At 74.8% G+C, this 18682-nt stretch carries 17 protein-coding genes; 10 read left to right on the forward strand and 7 right to left on the reverse strand.

Annotated elements, in window-relative coordinates; all coding sequences use genetic code 11:
* Positions 1-40: 40 nt before the first annotated feature.
* The gene (locus ACFPK1_RS31190; protein ID WP_378024844.1) at positions 41-784 is read left to right on the forward strand and encodes an alpha/beta hydrolase; all 744 of its coding nucleotides are present in this window, start codon (positions 41-43) and stop codon (positions 782-784) included.
* Here ACFPK1_RS31190 and ACFPK1_RS31195 read toward each other — a convergent pair.
* Complete coding sequence (locus tag ACFPK1_RS31195) at positions 781-1983, reverse strand: enoyl-CoA hydratase-related protein (RefSeq protein ID WP_378024845.1); 1203 nt, start codon at positions 1981-1983, stop codon at positions 781-783. The two genes, ACFPK1_RS31190 and ACFPK1_RS31195, sit on opposite strands and share 4 nt — an antisense overlap.
* A gap of 54 nt (positions 1984-2037) precedes the next feature.
* Between ACFPK1_RS31195 and ACFPK1_RS31200 the strand changes: the two genes are divergently transcribed.
* Positions 2038-2799: an enoyl-CoA hydratase/isomerase family protein gene (locus tag ACFPK1_RS31200; protein WP_378024846.1), complete on the forward strand. Its 762-nt coding sequence runs from the start codon at positions 2038-2040 to the stop codon at positions 2797-2799.
* Between the two features lie 345 nt (positions 2800-3144).
* Positions 3145-4842, forward strand: coding sequence for a class I adenylate-forming enzyme family protein (locus tag ACFPK1_RS31205; RefSeq protein ID WP_378024847.1), 1698 nt, complete (start codon positions 3145-3147; stop codon positions 4840-4842).
* On the opposite strand, the gene ACFPK1_RS31210 is transcribed toward ACFPK1_RS31205, so the two are convergent.
* A complete protein-coding gene (locus ACFPK1_RS31210; RefSeq protein WP_378024848.1) occupies positions 4830-6149 on the reverse strand; it encodes a phytoene desaturase family protein in 1320 nt (439 codons plus the stop codon). The genes ACFPK1_RS31205 and ACFPK1_RS31210 overlap by 13 nt on opposite strands.
* 65 nt (positions 6150-6214) lie before the next feature.
* On the opposite strand from ACFPK1_RS31210, the gene ACFPK1_RS31215 reads away from it, so the two are divergent.
* Complete coding sequence (locus tag ACFPK1_RS31215; protein ID WP_378024849.1) at positions 6215-7315, forward strand: LLM class flavin-dependent oxidoreductase; 1101 nt, start codon at positions 6215-6217, stop codon at positions 7313-7315.
* Here ACFPK1_RS31215 and ACFPK1_RS31220 read toward each other — a convergent pair.
* The gene (locus tag ACFPK1_RS31220) at positions 7303-8055 is read right to left on the reverse strand and encodes an SDR family NAD(P)-dependent oxidoreductase (RefSeq protein WP_378024850.1); all 753 of its coding nucleotides are present in this window, start codon (positions 8053-8055) and stop codon (positions 7303-7305) included. The two genes, ACFPK1_RS31215 and ACFPK1_RS31220, sit on opposite strands and share 13 nt — an antisense overlap.
* A gap of 32 nt (positions 8056-8087) precedes the next feature.
* Positions 8088-8444, reverse strand: coding sequence for a hypothetical protein (locus tag ACFPK1_RS31225; protein WP_378024851.1), 357 nt, complete (start codon positions 8442-8444; stop codon positions 8088-8090).
* Between the two features lie 353 nt (positions 8445-8797).
* Between ACFPK1_RS31225 and ACFPK1_RS31230 the strand changes: the two genes are divergently transcribed.
* A complete protein-coding gene (locus ACFPK1_RS31230) occupies positions 8798-9406 on the forward strand; it encodes a TetR/AcrR family transcriptional regulator C-terminal ligand-binding domain-containing protein (RefSeq protein ID WP_378024852.1) in 609 nt (202 codons plus the stop codon).
* A 112-nt stretch (positions 9407-9518) separates the two neighbouring features.
* Entirely contained in the window at positions 9519-9707 is a 189-nt protein-coding gene (locus tag ACFPK1_RS31235) for a hypothetical protein (RefSeq protein ID WP_378024853.1), read from the forward strand.
* On the opposite strand, the gene rox is transcribed toward ACFPK1_RS31235, so the two are convergent.
* A complete protein-coding gene (gene rox, locus ACFPK1_RS31240) occupies positions 9679-11172 on the reverse strand; it encodes a rifampin monooxygenase (protein ID WP_465252234.1) in 1494 nt (497 codons plus the stop codon). The two genes, ACFPK1_RS31235 and rox, sit on opposite strands and share 29 nt — an antisense overlap.
* Before the next feature lie 112 nt (positions 11173-11284).
* Positions 11285-13666 carry a xanthine dehydrogenase family protein molybdopterin-binding subunit gene (locus tag ACFPK1_RS31245; RefSeq protein WP_378024854.1) on the reverse strand — a complete coding sequence of 794 codons (2382 nt, stop codon included), beginning with the start codon at positions 13664-13666 and terminating at the stop codon, positions 11285-11287.
* 60 nt (positions 13667-13726) lie between these two features.
* Between ACFPK1_RS31245 and ACFPK1_RS31250 the strand changes: the two genes are divergently transcribed.
* Positions 13727-14533 carry an SDR family NAD(P)-dependent oxidoreductase gene (locus ACFPK1_RS31250; RefSeq protein WP_378024855.1) on the forward strand — a complete coding sequence of 269 codons (807 nt, stop codon included), beginning with the start codon at positions 13727-13729 and terminating at the stop codon, positions 14531-14533.
* An 89-nt stretch (positions 14534-14622) separates the two neighbouring features.
* Entirely contained in the window at positions 14623-15411 is a 789-nt protein-coding gene (locus ACFPK1_RS31255) for an alpha/beta fold hydrolase (protein ID WP_378024856.1), read from the forward strand.
* Positions 15412-15414: 3 nt separating this feature from the next.
* On the opposite strand, the gene ACFPK1_RS31260 is transcribed toward ACFPK1_RS31255, so the two are convergent.
* Positions 15415-16200: an AfsR/SARP family transcriptional regulator gene (locus ACFPK1_RS31260; protein WP_378024857.1), complete on the reverse strand. Its 786-nt coding sequence runs from the start codon at positions 16198-16200 to the stop codon at positions 15415-15417.
* A 116-nt stretch (positions 16201-16316) separates the two neighbouring features.
* Between ACFPK1_RS31260 and ACFPK1_RS31265 the strand changes: the two genes are divergently transcribed.
* Together ACFPK1_RS31265 and ACFPK1_RS31270 are read left to right on the forward strand one after the other, a co-directional pair.
* Positions 16317-16478, forward strand: a complete 162-nt coding sequence (locus tag ACFPK1_RS31265; RefSeq protein ID WP_378024858.1) for a DUF1059 domain-containing protein — start codon at positions 16317-16319, stop codon at positions 16476-16478.
* 95 nt (positions 16479-16573) lie between these two features.
* Positions 16574-18682 (forward strand): hydantoinase/oxoprolinase family protein, encoded by a 2109-nt coding sequence (locus ACFPK1_RS31270; RefSeq protein ID WP_378024859.1) that lies wholly within the window; start codon positions 16574-16576, stop codon positions 18680-18682.

Consider the following 18682-nt stretch of genomic DNA (forward strand, 5'->3'; position numbering starts at 1 on the left):
GTCCGGGAGCGCCGTCCGCGCACTCCCGAAGGGCACGACCATGCGCATCACCGCTGCACGACCCCTCGCCGACGGCGTCCTCGAGCACGAGCTCACCCTCGACGGCATCCCCGGCGTCCTCTGGACCGCCGGGCCCGACGCCCCACCGGCCCCGCTGATCCTGCTCGGCCACCCCGGCGGCCTGCCGGCGATGTACCCCCGGCTGGCGGCCCGGGCCCGGCACGCCGTCGCCGCGGGGTTCGCCGCGGCCACCCTCGAGCTCCCCGGCTGCGGGGACCGGCCCCGGTCGGCGGCCGCCGACGCGGCGCGCGCCGACCTGCGCAGGGCGGTGACCGCCGGCGGGCCGGTGGACGACGAGATCGTCGACCGGCTCGTGCTCCCGCTGGTCGAGCAGGCGGTCCCCGAGCAGCGGGCACTCCTGGACGCCCTGCTCGCGCGGCCCGGGATCGGCGGCCCGGTCGGGGTCGCCGGCGGCGTGATCTCCCTCGGCATCCGGCTGGCGGTGGTGGAGCCCAGGATCGCGGCGGCCCTGCTCTTCGCCGGGAGCTACGTGCCCCGGGCCGTGGTCGAGGAGGCCCGGCGGGTCCGCGTCCCGCTGCTGGTCCTGCTGCAGTGGGACGACGAGGGCAACGACCGGCAGAGGGCCCTGGAGGTCTTCGACGCCCTCGGCTCGCCGGAGAAGACGCTGCACGCCAACACCGGCGGGCACACCGGGGTCCCGGCGTTCGAGGGCGACGACGGGAACCGGTTCTTCGCCCGGCACCTGCTCGCGGGGTCGGCCTAGCGTCCGCGGAAGTCGGGGCGCCGGCGCTCGACGAACGCCGTGATCCCCTCGCGCGCGTCGGCCGTCGCGCCGGTCGCGGTCATCCGGCGGGTCTCCTCGGCGAGCTGGCCGGCGAGGTCGGCGTCCTGGCTCGCGAGCAGCAGGCGCTTCATGTGGCCGAAGGCCCGCGTCGGGCCGGCGGCGAGGGTCGTCGCGAGCTCGCGGGCCCGGGCGGCGAGCTCGGCGGCGGGCACGACCTCGGTGACGAGCCCCGCCTCGAGCGCCTCGGGCCCGGTCAGCATGCGGTTGAGCAGGAACATCTCCTGGGCGCGCCGCATCCCGACCAGGCGCGGCAGGTACCAGGTGTTCGCACCGTCGGAGGCCAGCCCGATCGCGCCGTAGCCCACGGCGAAGCGACTGTCGTCGGCGGCGACGACGATGTCGCTCACGTGCGCGAGGCCGAGCCCGCCGCCGGCCAGGGCGCCGTGCACCGCGCACACCACGGGCGCGTCCAGCGTGGCGAGCCGGTCGAGGGTCACGTGGTAGCGGTCGATGATCCCCCGCAGGCGCGCCGGGATGTCGTCGGCGTGCCGGGTGAAGTACGCGAGGTCGCCGCCGACCGAGAGGCTGCGCCCCGTCCCGCGCAGCAGGACCGCGCGGACCGCCGGGTCGTGCGCGGCCCGGAACGTCGCCTCGTCGAGGTCCTCCACCATCGTCGGGTCGATCGCGTTGCCGGCCTCGGGGCGGTCGAGCCCGACGGTCGCGACGCCGTCGGCGACCTCGTAGCGCACGACGCGCAGCTCCCGCCGCCCGGCGGGCACCGAACGGCTCGCCCCGGCCCAGCGCGCGCTGTCGGTGTACTGGCGCAGCGAGGCGATCCGCCCGTCGTCGGTGAACGTCAGGACGTGCGCGAACGCGGCGTCGAGTGGGCGGCCGCCCTCACGCGCGGTGCCGGTGTAGCGCCCGAGGACCAGCAGCCCGCCGTCGGCCAGGGCCAGGAACTCGGCGGGTTCGGCGCGGGCGCGGTAGTGCCGCCCGATCGCCCACCAGAAGTCGCGGATCATCGCCTCGGCACCGGCGTGGGAGCCGCCGAGGCCGAACGGCAGCCCCTCGGTGGCCTCGCCGGCGAAGGCCGGGTCCAGGATCGCGTCGAGGACCGCGCGGTCGCCCGTGGCCAGCGCGTCGTAGAGCAGGCGCGCGGTCTTCTCCTGGGATGGCATGCAGGACCTCCTCATTCTTCTAATATGGATGAGAATATCCCGCCGAGGAGGGCGATGTCGGTGTCCGACGTGGTGTGTACCCGGCTCGACGGGGACGTCGGGCACGTCCTGCTCCACCGCCCGCACGCGCGCAACGCGATCACCGTGGCGCTGGCCGAGGCGCTGCACGACGCGCTGGTCGACCTGTCCGCGCGGGCGCGCGTGGTCGTCGTCCGCGGCGCCGGCGGGCACTTCTGCGCCGGCGGCGACGTCGACGAGGTGACGCGGCTGCGCGCCGCCGGTGGCGACGCGCTGCGCGGGCTCTTCGACGCCTTCCACCGCGCGTGCTCGGTGGTGGCGACGCTGCCGGTGCCGGTCGTCGCGGCCGTCGAGGGGTCTGCGACCGCGGGCGGCTTCGAGTTCGTGCAGGCCGCCGACGTCGTGGTGGTGCGCGACGACGCGGTGCTCGCCGACAACCACGCGCGCCTCGGCCAGGTGCCCGCCGGCGGCGGTTCGCAGCGCCTGCCGCGCCTGCTCGGGCCGCAGCGCGCGCTGACCCACGTCCTGCTCGGCGAGCGGCTCTCCGGCGTCGAGGCGGTCGCGCTCGGGTTGGCCTGGCGCAGTGCGCCCGCCGACGGGTTCGAGGCACTGGTCGACGAGGTCGTCGCGCGGCTGCTCCGCGGCGACCCGGGGGCGGCGGCGCGCACGAAGCGCCTGGTGCACGAGGGCCTGCGCGGCCCGCTCGAGGACGGCCTGGCGCAGGAGACCGAGGTGGTGCTGGAGCACCTCGCCGATCCGGCGGTGAGCGAGCGCCTGGCCCGGTTCCGCGCGCGGTAGGGGCGGCTCGGGGGCCGGCGTCGTCCCGCGGAGATCACGAGCGCGCCGTCCACGTCGACGCGGCGGCGTCGGTGCATGAGGTGCTCCTGATCTCGCGCGGTGGGCTTTCGGGTCTCCGGGGGCCGCGCGCCTTCCGTGCGCCGGGATCACGAGCACGTCATCCACGTCGACGCGGCGCCGCCGGGGCACCACGTGCTCGTGATCTCTCGCGATGGGCCTGCAGTGCCCTGGTGTCCGGTTCGTCGTGTACGGGCCGTGACCGTCCGGCCACGGATCTGGTGGTGGTCCGGGTCACGCGCCCGCCATATTCTTCTCGCGACTAAAAAACGCGGGGAGTGGTGCGAGATGGGTGCGAGCCTCGACGAGCGACGCGAGGCGCTGCGGGCGCGGTTCCCGGCGTGGACGCCGATGACGCTGCACGAGCGGCTCGCGCGGTGCGCCGAGGAGTTCGGCGACCGCCCGATGGTGATCACCGACGACCGCACGGTGACCTACGCCGACGTCGCCGCCTGGACCGAGCGCCTCGCCGACGGGCTGGTCGCGCTGGGCGTGCGCCCGGGCGACCGGGTGGGGCTGGTGATGGCGAACTACGTCGAGTTCGTGCCGCTGAAGTTCGCGATCTCGCGGGCCGGCGCCGTCGCGATCCCGTTCAACTACCTCTACCGCACCGACGAGCTGCGCTACGTCCTCGAGCAGTCGCAGGCCAACCTGCTGATCACGATGACCGGGTTCGCGGGCCTCGACCACCTCGGGATGCTCGACGAGATCGCGCCCGGCTGGGACACGGGCGAGCAGGACGCGCTCCCGGAGCTGCGGGGCGTGGTGACCCTGTCCACCGACGGCCGGTCGCGCGAGGGCGTCGGGTCGGTCGAGGACCTCGAGGCGCTGGGCCGAGAGCACCCGGGCGGCAGCGCCGACCGCGGTGCCGCGCCCGACGACGTCGCCGACATCCTCTACACGTCGGGCACCACCGGCTCCCCCAAGGGCGTGCTCATCACCCACGACGCGAGCCAGCGCACCGGCTACGCGTCCGCGCTGACCCGGGCGTTCGAGGACGGGCGACGCATCCTGTTCTCGCTGCCCTGCTACCACATGTTCGGCTACGTCGAGGGCCTCATGGCGGCGATGACGGTCGGCGGCGCGATCATCCCGCAGACCGCGTTCGACCCCGGCCGCTACCTCGAGGGCATCGAGCGCCACCGCGCCACCGACATCCTCTGCGTGCCGACGATGACCGTCGCGATCCTCGAGCACCCCGACCTCGCGACCCGCGACCTCTCCAGCCTGCGCGCCATCCTCTCCGGGGCGGCGCCGGCGCCGGTGTGGCTGTGGGAGAAGGTCCGCGACACCCTCGGCGTCGACGAGATCGTCACCGGCTACGGCATGACCGAGCAGGGCGGAGCGATGACCCTGACGCTGCCCGAGGACCCGTTCGAGCGGCTCTCGGGCACCGTCGGGCGGGTCAAGCTGGCGGGCGCGGCGGGACTTCCCGACAGCGGCGACCTCACCGAGTACCGCACGATCGACGTCCTCACCGGCGAGCCGCTGCCGACGGGCGCCGAGGGCGAGCTCGCCGCCCGCGGGCCGACGAACATGCTCGGCTTCTGGGGCAAGCCCGAGGAGACCGCGCGGGCGCTCGACGACGAGGGCTGGGTGCGCTCGGGCGACCTCGGCTACCTCACCGAGGACCGCTACGTCGTGCTCACCGGGCGCAGCAAGGAGCTCTACAAGTCCGGCGGCGAGCTCGTCATGCCCAAGGAGGTCGAGGAGGTCCTCTCGCGCCACCCGGGGGTGAGCCAGGCGTTCGCGGTGGGCGTGGCCGACGACCGGTGGGGCGAGATCGGGGTGGCGTGCGTCGTCGCCCGCCCCGAGGCGGACGTCACCGCCGACGAGCTCATCGCGCTGTGCCGCGACCAGCTCGCGCGGTTCAAGGTGCCGCGGCGCGTGGTGTTCCTCGAGGCCACGGACCTGCCGACCACGCCGACCGGCAAGGTGCAGAAGTTCAAGCTCGCGCGGCTGGTCGCGCAGGCTCAGCCCGCCTGACGCGGCGCCGCGACCGGGAACCGCGCGGCGATCTCGTCGACGACGAGCGCCGCGGTCTCGGCGCACGCCGTCGTGCCGCCGTTCGCGTACTGCTTCACGGCGTCGCCGACGTTCCACAGGTTCGCGATCGGGGTGGTGTGCGGCAGGTCGTGGCCGGCGACGGCGCGCTGCGGGGGCCACGCGTCGCGCCACACCGTCGTCGAGAGCACCCGGGCGCCGTCGAACCCGGGGATCTGCTCGCGCAGGTCGGCGTCCAGCAGCTCCCGCTCCTGCTCCTCGTCGAACGCCCCGGTCGCGGGCTCGGGGACGGAGGTGCCGTTGTAGAGGTGCCAGCCCTCGGGGGCCATCTCCGGGCAGGTCGCGGTGAAGTTGGCGACGTAGCACAGGCGCCGGGTGGTGGCGAAGCTCAGCAGCCCGGGGGCGTCGACGAGGGGCTCGCGGCTCGCGAAGTTGACGACGAGCATCGCGCACGGCGTGGTGTCGACGGTCGCCGTGTAGTCGGCGGGCAGGCGGTCGCGCCCGACGAGGTCGGCGGTCGCCGCGGGCCCGGCGTCGCTGACGGTGACGCGGCAGGAGACGTGGACGGGCCGGCCGTTCCGGACGACCGTCGCGCCGGTGACCGTGCCGTCCGGGCCCAGGTCCAGCGCCGTGACCTCGCTGTCGAGCCACACCTCGCCGTGCCCGCTGCCCTCGACGGCGTCGGCGAGCGCGCGACAGACGCCGATCGTGCCCTCGGGGCAGAAGCCGAACCTCTTGAACGCGCTGCGCCGGGTGAAGTAGGTGAGGAACACCGCCGCGGGGAGGTCCTCGGAGCTCACCGCGAAGATCGACGCGCACATGTTGCGGAAGATCCCGTGGACCTTCTCGTTGCCCGTGTACCGGCGCACCCAGTCGGCGGTCGAGAGCTCCCCGTCGGGCAGCCCGTCGTCGGTGCGGGCCGCGCCCAGCCCGTCGAGCAGCCGGGCGCCCTGGCGCGTGAGCTTGCCCAGCAGGTAGCCCCAGCCGCCGCCGGTCACGTCGACGTCCTTGCCGCCGATCCGGTAGAGGATCGGGGGCTTCGCCGGGCGCACGTCGAACCGCGCGCCGACCTCGGCGAACGTCTCCTCGGTGATCCCGCCGGTCTCGATGACGATGGCGCCGTTGTTCACCGTGAAGCCGTCGACGACCTCGCTCGAGGCCCGGCCGCCGACGCGGTCGAGGCGCTCGACCACGAGCGTCCGGTACCCGCGGTGGGCCAGCCGCGCGGCGGTGAACAGCCCGCCCGCGCCGGCACCGATGACGAGGACGTCGACGTCGTGGTGCTCCATGGGACCGGATCGTTGCCCACGCCGCCGATTTTTTCTAGTCTGGATTCAGAAACGGGGTGGTCAGGGTGCACGTCGGGATGGGGCTCTTCTTCCAGGGCCTGGAGGAGGGGCGCGACGACCACGACGTGGTCCGCGGCGGGCTCGCGCTGGCCGACCAGGCGGAGCCGCGCGGCTTCGGCTCGATCTGGACCGCCGAGCACCACTTCACGCGCTACCACATGATGCCGAACCCGGCCCAGCTCCTGACCTGGTTGGCGGGCCGCACGACGCACGCGAGGCTGGGCACGATGGTCGTGGTGCTGCCCTGGCACGACCCGGTCCGGGTGGCCGAGGAGATCGCGTGGCTGGACTCGGTCTCCGGCGGCCGCGTGGTGCTGGGCCTGGGGCGCGGGCTGGGGTCGATCGAGTTCGACGGGTTCCGCCTGGAGATGGGCGAGTCGCGGCAGCGGTTCGTCGAGTACGCGACGGCGATCTCCGGTGCGTTCGAGACCGGTGCGATCGAGGCCGACGGCGAGCTGTACCGCCAGCCTCGCGCGGAGCTGCACCCGGCGGCGTTCACCACGTTCCGCGGGCGCACCTACGCGTCGGCGGTGTCGCCGGAGTCGGCGCGGATCATGGCGACGCTGGGCTACGGGCTGATGCTCATCGCGCAGAAGCCGTGGGAGGTCACCGTCCGGGAGACCGCGGAGTACCGCGCGCTGTTCCAAGAGATCCACAAAGCCGAGCCTCCGGCCCCGGTGCTGGTGAACTTCACGACCGTCGACCCCGACCCGGGGCGCGCCCGCGCGCTGCACGACGAGTACGCCGTGGCCTACGCGCGCTCGACGATCGACCACTACGCGTTCACCGACGAGCGCCTCGAGCACGTGCCGGGCTACGAGTACTACGCCGGGCTGCGCCGCAACATCGCCAAGCACGGGCTCCCGGCGTTCAACCGCTTCCTCGCCGACCTGCAGATGGGCGGCACGCCCGACGAGCTCGTCGAGCAGACCGTCGAGCGGGTCCGCGCCCTCGGCGCCGGCGGGGTGGTGAACCTCTTCGCCTTCGGCGGCATGCCCCAGCACGTCGCGCAGCGGTCGCTCGACGTCTACGCCGAGCAGGTGCTGCCGAAGCTCCTCGCGACCGATCCGCATCGCGACATCGGGGCACCGGCTCAGAGCGCGTAGCCACCGTCGACGTCGAGGGTCTGACCCGTGATCCACCCGGCGCGCGACGACACGAGGAACGCGACCACCTCGGCGACGTCGTCGACCGACCCGAAGCGGCGCAGGGCGAGGTTGCGCCGGGCGGTGTCGAGGAGCTCGGCGGTGTAGTCGCCGCGCGCGACGAGCTCGCGCCACATGCCCTCACCCTCGATCAGGCCGACGCCCACGCAGTTCGCGCGCACGCCGTAGCGCCCCTCCTCGGCGGCGATCCCGCGGACGGTCGCGGCGACCGAGGCCTTCGGGGTCGACGAGAGCGCGTCCTTCTTCGAGTAGCGCTCGATGGCCGGGGTCACCAGCGCGACGATGCTGCCGCGCGTCTCGCGCAGCACGGCCATCGCGGGGTGCAGCAGGTTGTAGGCCGCCACCGTGTCGCCGAGGATCTGCGCGCGGTACTGCTCCGGGGTGATCGCCGAGAGGTAGCGCATGGGGATGTGCGGGCCGGCCGCGTACACGACCGCCGTCGGGGGCTCGGGCGTCGCGGTGCGCACGACCTCGGCCGTCGCGGCGGCGTCCTCGAGGTCCAGCGCGACCGTGACCGCCCGGCGGCCCGCCTCCTCGACGTCCCGGGCCGCGGCGGCCGCCGCCTCCGGGCGCGACCGGTAGGTCAGCGCCACGTCCCACCCGTCGGCGGCGAGCCGGCGCCCGATCGCCCGGCCGATGCCGCCGGATCCGCCCGCCACCAGCGCCCAGGGTCCGCCCACGGGGCGAGGCTAGATCGCCCCGGGAGGTCCGCTCACACGGGCAGGACGGGCGCCCCCTGCGGCCGGCGGGCGACGAAGTGCTCGCCCTCGAGGTCGTCGGTGACGTGGTTCCAGCCGCTGACGAACACGCCCTGCTCGGTGAGCACGCGCACGGCGACGGCCTGGGCGACGGCCGGGCGCACCCGGGGAGCCGCGCCGCGCGGCGCCAGCGGCATCGACCACGAGACGCGGTCGCCCCGGCGGCACAGCAGCGACCACCCGTCGCGCGACGGCGGGACCTCGCGGAGCAGCTCGTAGCTGATGTCGTCGGACGAGGTCGTCCGGGCCGGAGCGGCGAGGCCGGCGACGTCGCGCAGCCCGATGACGTCCAGATCGCGGTTCGTGATCACGAGTGTCCCTCCCCGCTGCGCCGTCGCCCCCCGCATGCACCCGGCGATACACAGCAGCCATGTATCGAATCGACCCAAACGTTATCCTCGCCACAGCCGCGCGGCAATACGCTCTGTATCGGTCCGCCCGGAAGGCGCACCCGATCTCGAGATCGTCGATCACTCGGACGGCCTACAGTCGTCAGCCCCGCGTGAAGCCGGCCTGCCGTGGACGGACATGGTTACGCACTGCAGCGATACAACACGTTTGTGTATCCGTCGTCCGGGGCCACCTAGGGGGCATGTCCGCCGCCGAGCACCCTCCCGTGCCCCCTCCGGCGGCGCCGCCCCGGCCGGCGTCGGCCGAAGGTGCGGTGCACGTCGGCGGTCGGCCGCGCAACACCGAGATCGACCGGCACGTGCTCGAGGTGGCCCTGCGCCACCTGCGCCGCGAGGGGCTGGCGGCGCTGTCGGTCGCCGCCGTCGCCGAGGAGGCGGGCACGACGCGGGCGGCGGTCTACCGCCGGTGGGCGGGGCGCACCGAGCTCGCGGTGGCCGCGCTCGCCACGATCGCCGACCGCGGACCCGCGCCGGCGTCGGGGGACGCCTTCGCCGACCTCGTCGCCGAGCTCGCCCGGTTCCGGCGCTTCGTCGTCGAGCACGACGCGGCCGCGCTCGTCGCCGTCGCGCTGGTCGCCGGCACCGACCCCCGCGTCGGCGAGGAGATCCGCGCGCGCCTCCTCGAACCGTGCCGCGTCCGCCTGCGGGCCTGCCTGCGCGCCGGCGTCGCGTCGGGTGCCCTGCGCGGGCACGCCGACCACGCCACCGCCGAGGACCTGCTGACCGGCTCGTGGCTGGCGCACGCCGCCCGCGGCGAGCCCCTCCCCGAGGACTGGGCGGCGCGCACCGCGGCGCTGGTGTGGGCGGGCTGTGGCGGCGTGCCGGGGGAGTCGCGGGCTGTCGGGTCCGCCCCGTTCGGGTGATCGAGTTCGGGACGCCCCGCGCCGTTGGGGGGACGTGACCGTTTCGCCGGGTATCGCCCCCCAGAGAGCCCCTGAGCGGGCCTCCGTCCGCCTCGTCGCCGGGGTCGCCGCGGTGCGCGCGGCGATCGCCGACGGCTCGCTGCACCACCACCGCCCCGAGGACGTCCCCGCCGGCCACCGGTCGCATGCGGTGGACGTGGTGCGGGCGTGGGCCGCGGGGGAGGACGTCGAGGCCCAGCGCCGCCGCTGCGGGGTGTGTGCGCCCGCCCTCGTCACGCCCCGCCCGCGCGAGCGCCGCTGACGAGGTCCGCCGCGGACTGCCCGGAGGGGGCGCCGAACCACCGCGCGAGCCGCGCGTCGAGCCCCTCCTGGTCGTCGCCGACCCACGCCACGTAGCCGTCCGGGCGCACGAGGACGGCGGGCTGGTCGAGCGCGGCACCGGGGTCGGCGACGAGGTCGACCCGGTCCGCCCACCCCGCCGGCGTGAGCGTCCCGGTGCGGTCGAGCAGCAGCCCGCGCCCGGCGCGCTGGCGCTCGTAGAGCCGCCCGTCGGTCAGCGCGAGGTCGCGCAGCCGCCGTCCGACCAGCGGGTGGTCGTCCCCGAGGTCGTAGCGGATCCCGATCGCCGTGATCTTCTCGACGAGGAACCGGTTGACCTCGTCGAAGTCCATGAGCTGCGCGAACAGCCGTCGCGCGGCCTGCGGGCCGGGCTCGGTCGACATCAGCTCCATCTGTGCGCGGGTGTTGTCCAGGACGTCGCTCGCGACCGGGTACCGCTCGGCCTCGTAGGTGTCGAGCAGATCGGCGGGCGCCCACCCGGCGACCGCGGCGGCCAGCTTCCAGCCGAGGTTCGCCGCGTCCTGGACGCCGAGGTTGAGGCCCTGCCCACCCGTCGGCGGGTGCACGTGCGCGGCATCGCCCGCCAGCAGCACCCGGCCGACGCGGTAGCGCTCGGCCTGCCGGGTGGCGTCGCCGAAGCGCGAGAGCCAGCGCGGGGAGTGCACGCCGAAGTCGGTGCCGGCGACGACCCGCAGCTGCGCCCGGAAGTCCTCGAGCGTCGGGGTCTCCGTGCGGCCCTCGACGACGCCGGCGGCCGGCACCACGACGCGGTACACCCCCTCGGTGCCCGACGGGCCGAGGCCGAAGCGCAGCTGGGTGCGCCGGACCTCGGCGACGACCGACGCCACCTCGTCCGGGGACGCCGTCGCCTCCATCTCGCCCAGCAGCGTGTCGTGGCGCGACGGCTCCCCGGGGAAGCCGACGCCGAGCAGCTTGCGCACCGTGCTGCGCCCGCCGTCGGCGCCGACGAGGTACCGCGACCGCAGCCGGGGGCCGTCGGCCAGGACGACCAGGACCCCGTCGTCGTCCTGCTCGAGCCCGCCGACCTCGACCCCGCGCCGGACGTCGGCGCCGAGCGCGACCGCCCGCTCGGTGAGCAGGCGGTCGGTGCGCGTCTGCGGGATGCCGAGCACGTAGCCGTGCGCGGTGTCGAGCTCCCGCGTCAGCGGTTTCGCGATGCCCGCGAAGAATCCGCCGAGCGGATACTCCGTGCCCTCGGCGAGGAACTGCTCGAGCAGTCCGCGCTGGTCCATCAGCTCGATGCTGCGCACGTGCAGGCCCAGGGACCGGACGTACGGCGGCGGCTCGGTGTCCTTCTCCAGCACGACCACGTGGACACCGTGCAGTCGCAGCTCGGCGGCCAGCATCATCCCGGTCGGCCCGCCGCCGACGACGATCACGTCGATCGCGTCGCTCAGTTCGGTCACGCATTCCCCGTTTCCGCGTCAGCAATTCCGAGGACGCGATTCTGGGGAAGACCCCGGGTCTTGCGGCAAGTCCCCCTCTGCGCTATAGCTTGGAAGCGGCGGGGGAAATGCCCTACACGTCCACCGACGCCGCCTCCGGGTCCGCCGAGGCGCCCCGCACGGGCAGGTCGGCGAAGAACGCCGGCGGCTCGGTCCACGGGTCTGCAGGCGTGCCGGCCTCCGCGTCACGGATCGCCCGCCACACGCGGTCGGGGGTCAGCGGCATGTCGACGTGACGCACCCCGAGCGGGGCCAGGGCGTCCACGACGGCGTTCTGCACCGCAGGCGTCGACCCGATCGTCGCGGCCTCGCCGATGCCCTTGGCGCCCAGCGGGTTGTAGGGCGTCGGGGTCTCGGTGGACGAGGCCTCGTACGACGGCACCTCGGCGGCGGTCGGCAGCACGTACGCCGCGAACGTGCCCGAGGTCGGGTTGCCGTCGGCGTCGTAGGAGAAGCCCTCCCACAGCGCCTGCGAGATGCCCTGCGCGAGCCCGCCGTGCTGCTGCCCGGCCACCAGCGTCGGGTTGAGCACGGTGCCGCAGTCGTCGACCGCGACGTGGCGCACCGGTGTGACCCGCCCGGTGTCGAGGTCGACCTCGACGACGGAGACGTGCGCGCCGAACGGGTAGGTGGCGCCGGGCTGCTGCTCGTCGCGGGCCTCGGACAGCGACACCCCCTGCTCGTCGGCGGCGGCCGCGATCTCGCGCCAGGTCAGCGCCCGGTCGGGCACGCCGGCGACGCCGAGGCCGCCACCGTCCACGGCGGTGATGTCGTCGACGTCGGCCTCCAGCGCGCTCGCGACGACCTCGCGGGCCCGCGCCAGCACGGTGTCGGCGGCGACGAGCACGCTGGACCCGGCCAGCTGCAGCGACCGCGAGCCGCCCGTCCCGCCCCCGCGCGGGACCGCCGCGGTGTCGGACTGCACGAAGCGCACCTGCTCCATCGGCACGCCCAGGCGGTCGGCGACGATCATCGCGAACGACGTCGCGTGCCCCTGGCCGTGGCCCGAGGTGCCCACCGACACCGTCGCGCCGCCGTCGGCGTCGACGCTCACCGCGCCGTACTCGCCGCCGCCGCCCCCGGCCGTGACCTCGACGTACACCGCCAGGCCGATGCCCAGCGCCACCCGGTCGCCGCGCTCGCGGCGCCGGGCCTGCTCGCGGCGCAGCGCGTCGTACCCGGACTCGCGCAGCGCCACGTCGAGGGCGTGGCCGTAGTCGCCGGAGTCGTAGAGCGAGCCCGTCCGCGTGGTCAGCGGGAACTCCTCGGGCTGCAGGAAGTTCCTGCGCCGCAGCTCGGCGGGGTCCTGCCCGAGCTCGCGCGCGGCCATGTCCACGAGCCGCTCGACCATCGCGGCGGCCTCGGGACGCCCGGCGCCGCGGAACGCGCCCATCGGCGTCGTCGTGGTGAGGACGGCGGCGCCGTCGTAGGCGATCTCGGGGATCCGGTAGACGCCCTGCGCCATGTTCCGCGTCGGGCCGAGCGTCAGCGCCCCGCCGAACCCGGCGTAGGCGCCCGCGTCGCCGACCACCCGCGCGCGCAGCCCGACGATCGTGCCGTCGCGGCGCAGCCCGAGCTCGCCGTACTGCACTTGGCCGCGGCCGTGCGGCATGGCGGTGAGGTTCTCCGAGCGGGTCTCGGTCCAGGTCACGGCCCGGCCCAGCTGCCGCGCGGCCTCGATGACCACCGCGTGCTCGGGCGCCAGGCCGGCCTTGCCGCCGAACCCGCCGCCGACGTGCGGCGCGACCACGCGGACCCGCTCGGTGTCCCAGCCCCACTGGGCCGCGACCTGCCCGCGCAGGCCGTGCGGCATCTGCGTGGAGACGTGCACGGTCATGTCGTACGGCTCGTCGGCGCCGCCCGGCGTGGCCGTCACCGCGTTGCCCTCCATCGGCGCGACGGCGAGGCGCTGGTTGACGATCCGCGCGCGCACCACCACGTCGGCACCCTCGAGCGGGCGGACGTCGTCGGGGTCGCGGAACCCGGCGGCGAGGTTGGAGCCCAGCTCCTCGAACTGCAGCGGGGCGCCCTCGGCGAGGGCGGCCTCGGGGTCGACGACCGGCTCGAGCGGGTCGTAGTCGATCTCCACGAGCTCGGCGGCGTCGACGGCCTCGGCGCGCGTCGCGGCGATCACCGCGGCCACCATGTCGCCGACGAAGCGCACCTTGCCGCGGGCGAGCAGCGGGCGGGCGCAGGCGTCGTTGAGGACCATGAACGGGCGGTGGTCGGGCAGCTCGGCCATGTCGTCGCCGGTGAGGACCGCGACGACGCCCGGGGCCTCCCGGGCCTTCGCGACGTCGACCGTCCCGAGACGGGCGTGCGCGAGCGGAGAGCGCACGAAGACGCAGTACAGCGTCCCCGGCGGCACGATGTTGTCGACGTACGTGGCGTGACCGCGGATGAGCTCCGGGTCCTCGACGCGTCGGACGGCCGTTCCCATGATCGAACCAGGCACGTCCTCGACGCTATGCCTTCGAGTGCACTCCAACGCAAGTCCGGCGGGTACTCCCCGATCATGCCGCTGCCGCCGCCCGGGCCCACCACACGCGTCATCGTCACCGGAGCGTCCTCGGGGATCGGTGCCGCCGTCGCGCGAGCGCTCGCGCACCGCGGCCACCCCACGACGCTCGTCGCCCGGCGGGAGGACGCGCTCACCGACCTCGCGGCGGAGCTCGGGCCGCAGCACGAGGTGCACGCCGCGGACCTGGGCACCGACGCGGGGCTGGACGCCGCTCGCGGCCTGCTCGACGACGAGCGCGTCGTCGGCCTGGTGAACGCGGCCGGCTTCGGTGTCACCGGCCGCGTGGCCGAGCTCGCGGGCGACGCCGGCGGGCGGGCCGCCCTCGGCGACCTCGTGCGCCTCAACGTCCTGGCCCTGCACGACCTGACCGTCGCCGCCGTGGGGGCCCTGACCCGGCGCGGGCGGCCCGGCGCGATCCTCAACGTCTCGTCGATCACCGCCTTCCAGCCCCTGCCGGGCGCCGCGTCCTACGCCGCCGGCAAGGCGTTCGTGCAGTCGTTCTCCGAGGCCGTGCACGCCGAGCTGGCCGGCACCGGGGTCACCCTCACCACCGTCAGCCCGGGCCTGACCCGCACCGGCTTCGCCGACGCGGCCGGCACCGACGCCTTCGACCAGGTGCCCGACCTGCTCGTCGGCGAGGCCCGCGACGTCGCGGAGGCCGGGGTCGAGGCGATGGCGCGCGGCGACCGCAGCGTCACGCCCGGCCTGGTCAACCAGCTGACCGCGCTCGGCGGACGGTTCGCCCCGCGGACCCTGCTGCTGCCGGCCCTGGACGCCGGGATGCGCGCCTTCGACGCCTGAGAAGGAATTCTCCGGGCTCCCTGTCGAAGGGCGCCGGGGTCGTTCGACGTCGGGGTGTCAGCACCGCGCCGATCCCCACGGAGCCCCCGATGAGCACCCCGACCCGCACCGGTCACGCCCCCCTCGGCGACCTGCAGATGTACTTCGAGATCCACGGCGAGGGCGGCGTCCCCCTGCTGCTCCTGCACGGCGGCCTGTTCGACCTCGACCTGCAGTTCGGCGAGCTGCTGCCCGAGCTCTCGGCCGGGCGCACGGTGATCGCCGCCGACTTCCAGGGTCACGGCCGCACCAACGACGTCGACCGCCCGCTCGCCATCCCCGCGCTCACCGACGACGTCGTCGGGCTGCTCGCGCACCTCGGCATCGCGCAGGTCGACGTCTTCGGCTTCAGCGTCGGGGGCGCCGTGGCGCTGACCCTCGCGATCCGCCACCCCGAGCTGGTGCGCCGCGCCGTCGTCTCCTCGGTCGCGTTCACCCCCGACGGCATGCGGCCGGAGAACAGCGAGGCCGTCGGCGCGATGACCGTGGACATGATCGAGGGCACGCCGATGGCCGACTCCTACCGGGCGAAGTCGCCGCACCCCGAGGGCCTGCAGGGGCTGCTCGACAAGCTCGGCGCGCTCGACCCCGGCCCGGCGTGGAGCGACGAGGACATCGCCGGCTACGCCGCGCCGACGCTGTACACGGTGGGCGACTGCGACGCCGTGCGCCTCGAGCACGCCCTGCGCTTCCTGCGCCTGCGCGGGGGCGACGTCAACGGCGACTTCGTCGGCGTCCCGGCGACCCAGCTCGCCGTCCTGCCCGGCACCACGCACTTCGGCGGCATCGCCCGCACCGCGCTCGTCGCGGACATGGTGACGACGTTCCTGGACGCGTGAGCCTCACCCCAGGAGCTCCGCGTGGAGCTCCTGGGCGGCCTGGCTGGGCAGGGCCCCGAGCTGGTCGCGCAGGGCGCAGCGCATCCGCTCGTACACCGCGAGCGCCGCGGCCCGGTCGTCCTGCGCGAGGTGGGCCCGCATGAGCAGCCGGTAGCCGGTCTCGGCGAGCGGGTCGAGCGCGATGAGGGTGCGGGCGCTGCGCTCGGCGCCGGCGCGCTCGCCGGGCCCGAGGTGCAGGCACGCCTCGGCGTAGCACCGCAGCACGCGGCGGTGCTGGTGCGCGGCCTCCTCGCGGCGCTCCTCGCTCCAGGGGTCCTCGAAGTCGCCGAGCAGCCCGCGCTGGGTGACGAACAGCGCGCTGAGCGACTCGGTCCAGGCCCGCGGCCAGTCCTCGCGGGCCGCGGCGGCCTCCGCGGCGTGCAGCGCGCCCTGGGCCACGACCGCGTCGATGATCGAGCCGGGCGGCAGGACCAGCTGGAGGGTGCGCCGCCCGCGGATCTCGCCCGGCGCCAGCGCGGTGCGCACCTTCGACAGCAGCGCCGCGAACGTCCCCGCCGCGCCGTCACCGGGCCGCGCGGGGCTCCACAGCACGTCGATCAGCGTCGAGCGCTCCACCGCGGTGCGGTTCGACAGCGCCAGCACCGCGACGAGCAGGCGCGCGCGCCGGCCGGGCAGCAGGTGCTCGACGCCCTGCCCGTCGACGGCGAGGGCGAACCGGCCGTGGAGCTGGACCCGCACCGGAGGGAGGTCGTGCTGATCCGGGTGCTGTTCCGGGCCGGACCCCGTCATGACACCCCCGTGCCGGATGCCCTCGAGTCTAGGCGGCGACGACCATCCATCGACAAGGTTGCGGCAAGCGCGGAACGCGACCGTCACACCGGCGGACCCCACGGGAGGAGCAGGACATGAACCAGGTGACGTGCGAGTGCGGCTTCGAGGCCCGGGCCGGTGCGGAGGGGCAGGTGGTCGACGAGGTGCTGACCCACGTGCGCACCGACCACCCCGACCTCGTCGGCCAGGTGACCCCGGACGTCGTGCGCGGGTGGATCGAGCTCGTGCCCGATTAGCCGGACGCCCTTGACGAGATTTCGGTGGTGTCAGATAGTCGACGCTACCGTCAAACGCGTGGCTCGGGTCACGCCTGCTCGTCGAGGAGTGGTCCATGGCCTACGTGATCGGCGTCGACGTCGGGGGCACGTTCACCGACGCGGTGCTCGACGACGACTCCGGCTCGGTCATCGCGGCGAAGGCGCCGTCGACGCCCCCGGACTACTCGCGGGGCGTGCTGGACGTGCTCGAGCTGCTCGCCGAGCAGCTCGGGCGCCCCGTCGAGGAGATGCTCGCCGAGACCCACCACGTCGCCCACGGCACGACGTCGAGCCTCAACGCCCTGGTGATGCGCAAGGTCCCCGACGTCGGGTTCCTGACCACCAAGGGCCACCGCGACTCGATCTTCATCATGAACGTCGAGGGGCGCTACCTCGGACGCAGCCCGCACGAGCTCCAGCACGTCCTGGCCCAGGACAAGGACCACCACCTGCTGCCCAAGCGGCACGCCCTGGAGGTCACCGAGCGCATCGACCGCGACGGCAACGTCATCGTCGCGCTCGACGAGGACGAGGTCCGCCGCCGGGTCGAGACGCTGCGGGCGGACGGCATCCGCGCCGTCGCCGTCTCCCTGCTCTGGGCCTTCCGCAACCCGGTGCACGAGCGCCGCGTCCGCGAGCTCGTGCACGAGATCGACCCCGACATCTACGTCGCGCTCTCCAGCGAGGTCAGCCCGCGGATCCGCGAGTTCGCCCGCAACTCGACGACGATCATGAGCACGCAGGTGGGCCCCGGCCTGCGCGACTACCTCACCAACCTCGAGACCAGCCTCAAGGACCGGGGCCTCGCCGGCCCGCTGCTCGTCATGCAGTCCAACGGTGGCGCGGTCGCGGCCTCCGAGGCGCCCGCGCAGGCCATCTCCACCGTCGGGTCGGTGCTCACCGGCGGCGTCGTCGGCTCCAGCCAGCTCGGGCGCAGGCTCGGTCACCGGAACATCATCTCCACCGACGTCGGCGGCACGACGTTCCTCGTCGGGCTCATCGTCGACGGCGAGCCCGAGCGCGACACCACCACCGTCATCAACCACCACCCGATCAACGTCCCGACGCTGCGCGTGCACGCCATCGGCTCGGGCGGCGGCGCGATCGCCTGGGTCGACGCCGGCGGCAACCTGCGCATCGGTCCCCACAGCGCGCAGGCCGTGCCCGGCCCCGCCTGCTACGACCAGGGCGGCACCGAGCCCACCAACACCGACGCCAACCTCGTCCTCGGCATCCTCCCGACGACGGGCCTGCTCGGCGGCCGCAAGGCACTCAGTCTCGAGAAGGCCCGCGAGGCGATCCGGGTCAAGGTCGCCGAGCCGCTCGGGCTGAGCGTCGAGGACGCCGCCGCCGCCATCCACGCGGCGCAGAACGCCCAGACCGGCGACCTGCTGCGCAAGAGCGTCGTCGAGGCCGGCCACGACCCCCGCGACTTCGTCCTCTACGCCTTCGGCGGCTCCGGCCCGGCGTTCTGCGCGAAGTACGCGACGCACCTCGGGGTCGCCGAGGTCGTCGTCCCGCTCGGCCCGGTCGCCTCCGCGTTCTCCGCCTACGGGCTGGCCGCGTCCGACATCGCGCTGGCCCAGGAGCTCTCCGACCCCGCCCAGCTCCCGGTCGACGCCGTCCGCGCGGAGAAGAACTTCGCCCAGCTCTCCGACCAGGTCCGGCAGGGCCTCGACCGCCAGGGCCTGAAGTTCGACCGCGTGGAGATCGTCCGCGAGGTCGACATGCGCTACGCCATGCAGCTCGCCGAGGTCACCGTGCCCGTCGGGGACGGCCCGCTCGACGAGAACGCGATGCAGGCCGCGGCCGACCGGTTCGAGGCCAGGTACGCCGAGCTCTACGGCCAGGGCTCCGGCTTCAGCGCCGCCGGCATCCAGGCCATCACCTACCGCGTGCGCGGCCGCGGCGTCCTGCCGTTCAGCCCGGAGCTGCCGCCGCTGGAGAAGGCCTCCGGGGAGCCACCCGTCAGCGGCCGCCGGCCCGTCTACCTCGAGATCGGCCAGGGCTTCGTCGACACCCCGATCTACGACTACACCGCCCTGCGCGCCGGCCACGTCGTCCCGGGCCCGGCCGTCATCGAGGTCCCGACGACCACCGTCGTCGTCCCCGACGGCCGCACCGGCACCGTCGACGAGCTCGGCAACCTCCACATCGTCACGAACGCCCAGAACGGAGCCTGA

The sequence above is a fragment of the Actinomycetospora rhizophila genome (genome assembly GCF_042657905.1).
Lineage (GTDB): Bacteria > Actinomycetota > Actinomycetes > Mycobacteriales > Pseudonocardiaceae > Actinomycetospora > Actinomycetospora rhizophila.

Excerpts from the sequence above, each read along its gene's own strand:
- ACFPK1_RS31190 (WP_378024844.1), top strand. The coding sequence starts at position 41 with ATGCGCATCACCGCTGCACGACCCCTCGCCGACGGCGTCCTCGAGCAC.
- ACFPK1_RS31260 (WP_378024857.1), bottom strand. The coding sequence starts at position 16,200 with ATGACGGGGTCCGGCCCGGAACAGCACCCGGATCAGCACGACCTCCCT.
- ACFPK1_RS31265 (WP_378024858.1), top strand. The coding sequence starts at position 16,317 with ATGAACCAGGTGACGTGCGAGTGCGGCTTCGAGGCCCGGGCCGGTGCG.
- ACFPK1_RS31195 (WP_378024845.1), bottom strand. The coding sequence starts at position 1,983 with ATGCCATCCCAGGAGAAGACCGCGCGCCTGCTCTACGACGCGCTGGCC.
- ACFPK1_RS31200 (WP_378024846.1), top strand. The coding sequence starts at position 2,038 with ATGTCGGTGTCCGACGTGGTGTGTACCCGGCTCGACGGGGACGTCGGG.
- ACFPK1_RS31255 (WP_378024856.1), top strand. The coding sequence starts at position 14,623 with ATGAGCACCCCGACCCGCACCGGTCACGCCCCCCTCGGCGACCTGCAG.
- ACFPK1_RS31205 (WP_378024847.1), top strand. The coding sequence starts at position 3,145 with ATGGGTGCGAGCCTCGACGAGCGACGCGAGGCGCTGCGGGCGCGGTTC.
- ACFPK1_RS31250 (WP_378024855.1), top strand. The coding sequence starts at position 13,727 with ATGCCGCTGCCGCCGCCCGGGCCCACCACACGCGTCATCGTCACCGGA.
- ACFPK1_RS31210 (WP_378024848.1), bottom strand. The coding sequence starts at position 6,149 with ATGGAGCACCACGACGTCGACGTCCTCGTCATCGGTGCCGGCGCGGGC.
- ACFPK1_RS31270 (WP_378024859.1), top strand. The coding sequence starts at position 16,574 with ATGGCCTACGTGATCGGCGTCGACGTCGGGGGCACGTTCACCGACGCG.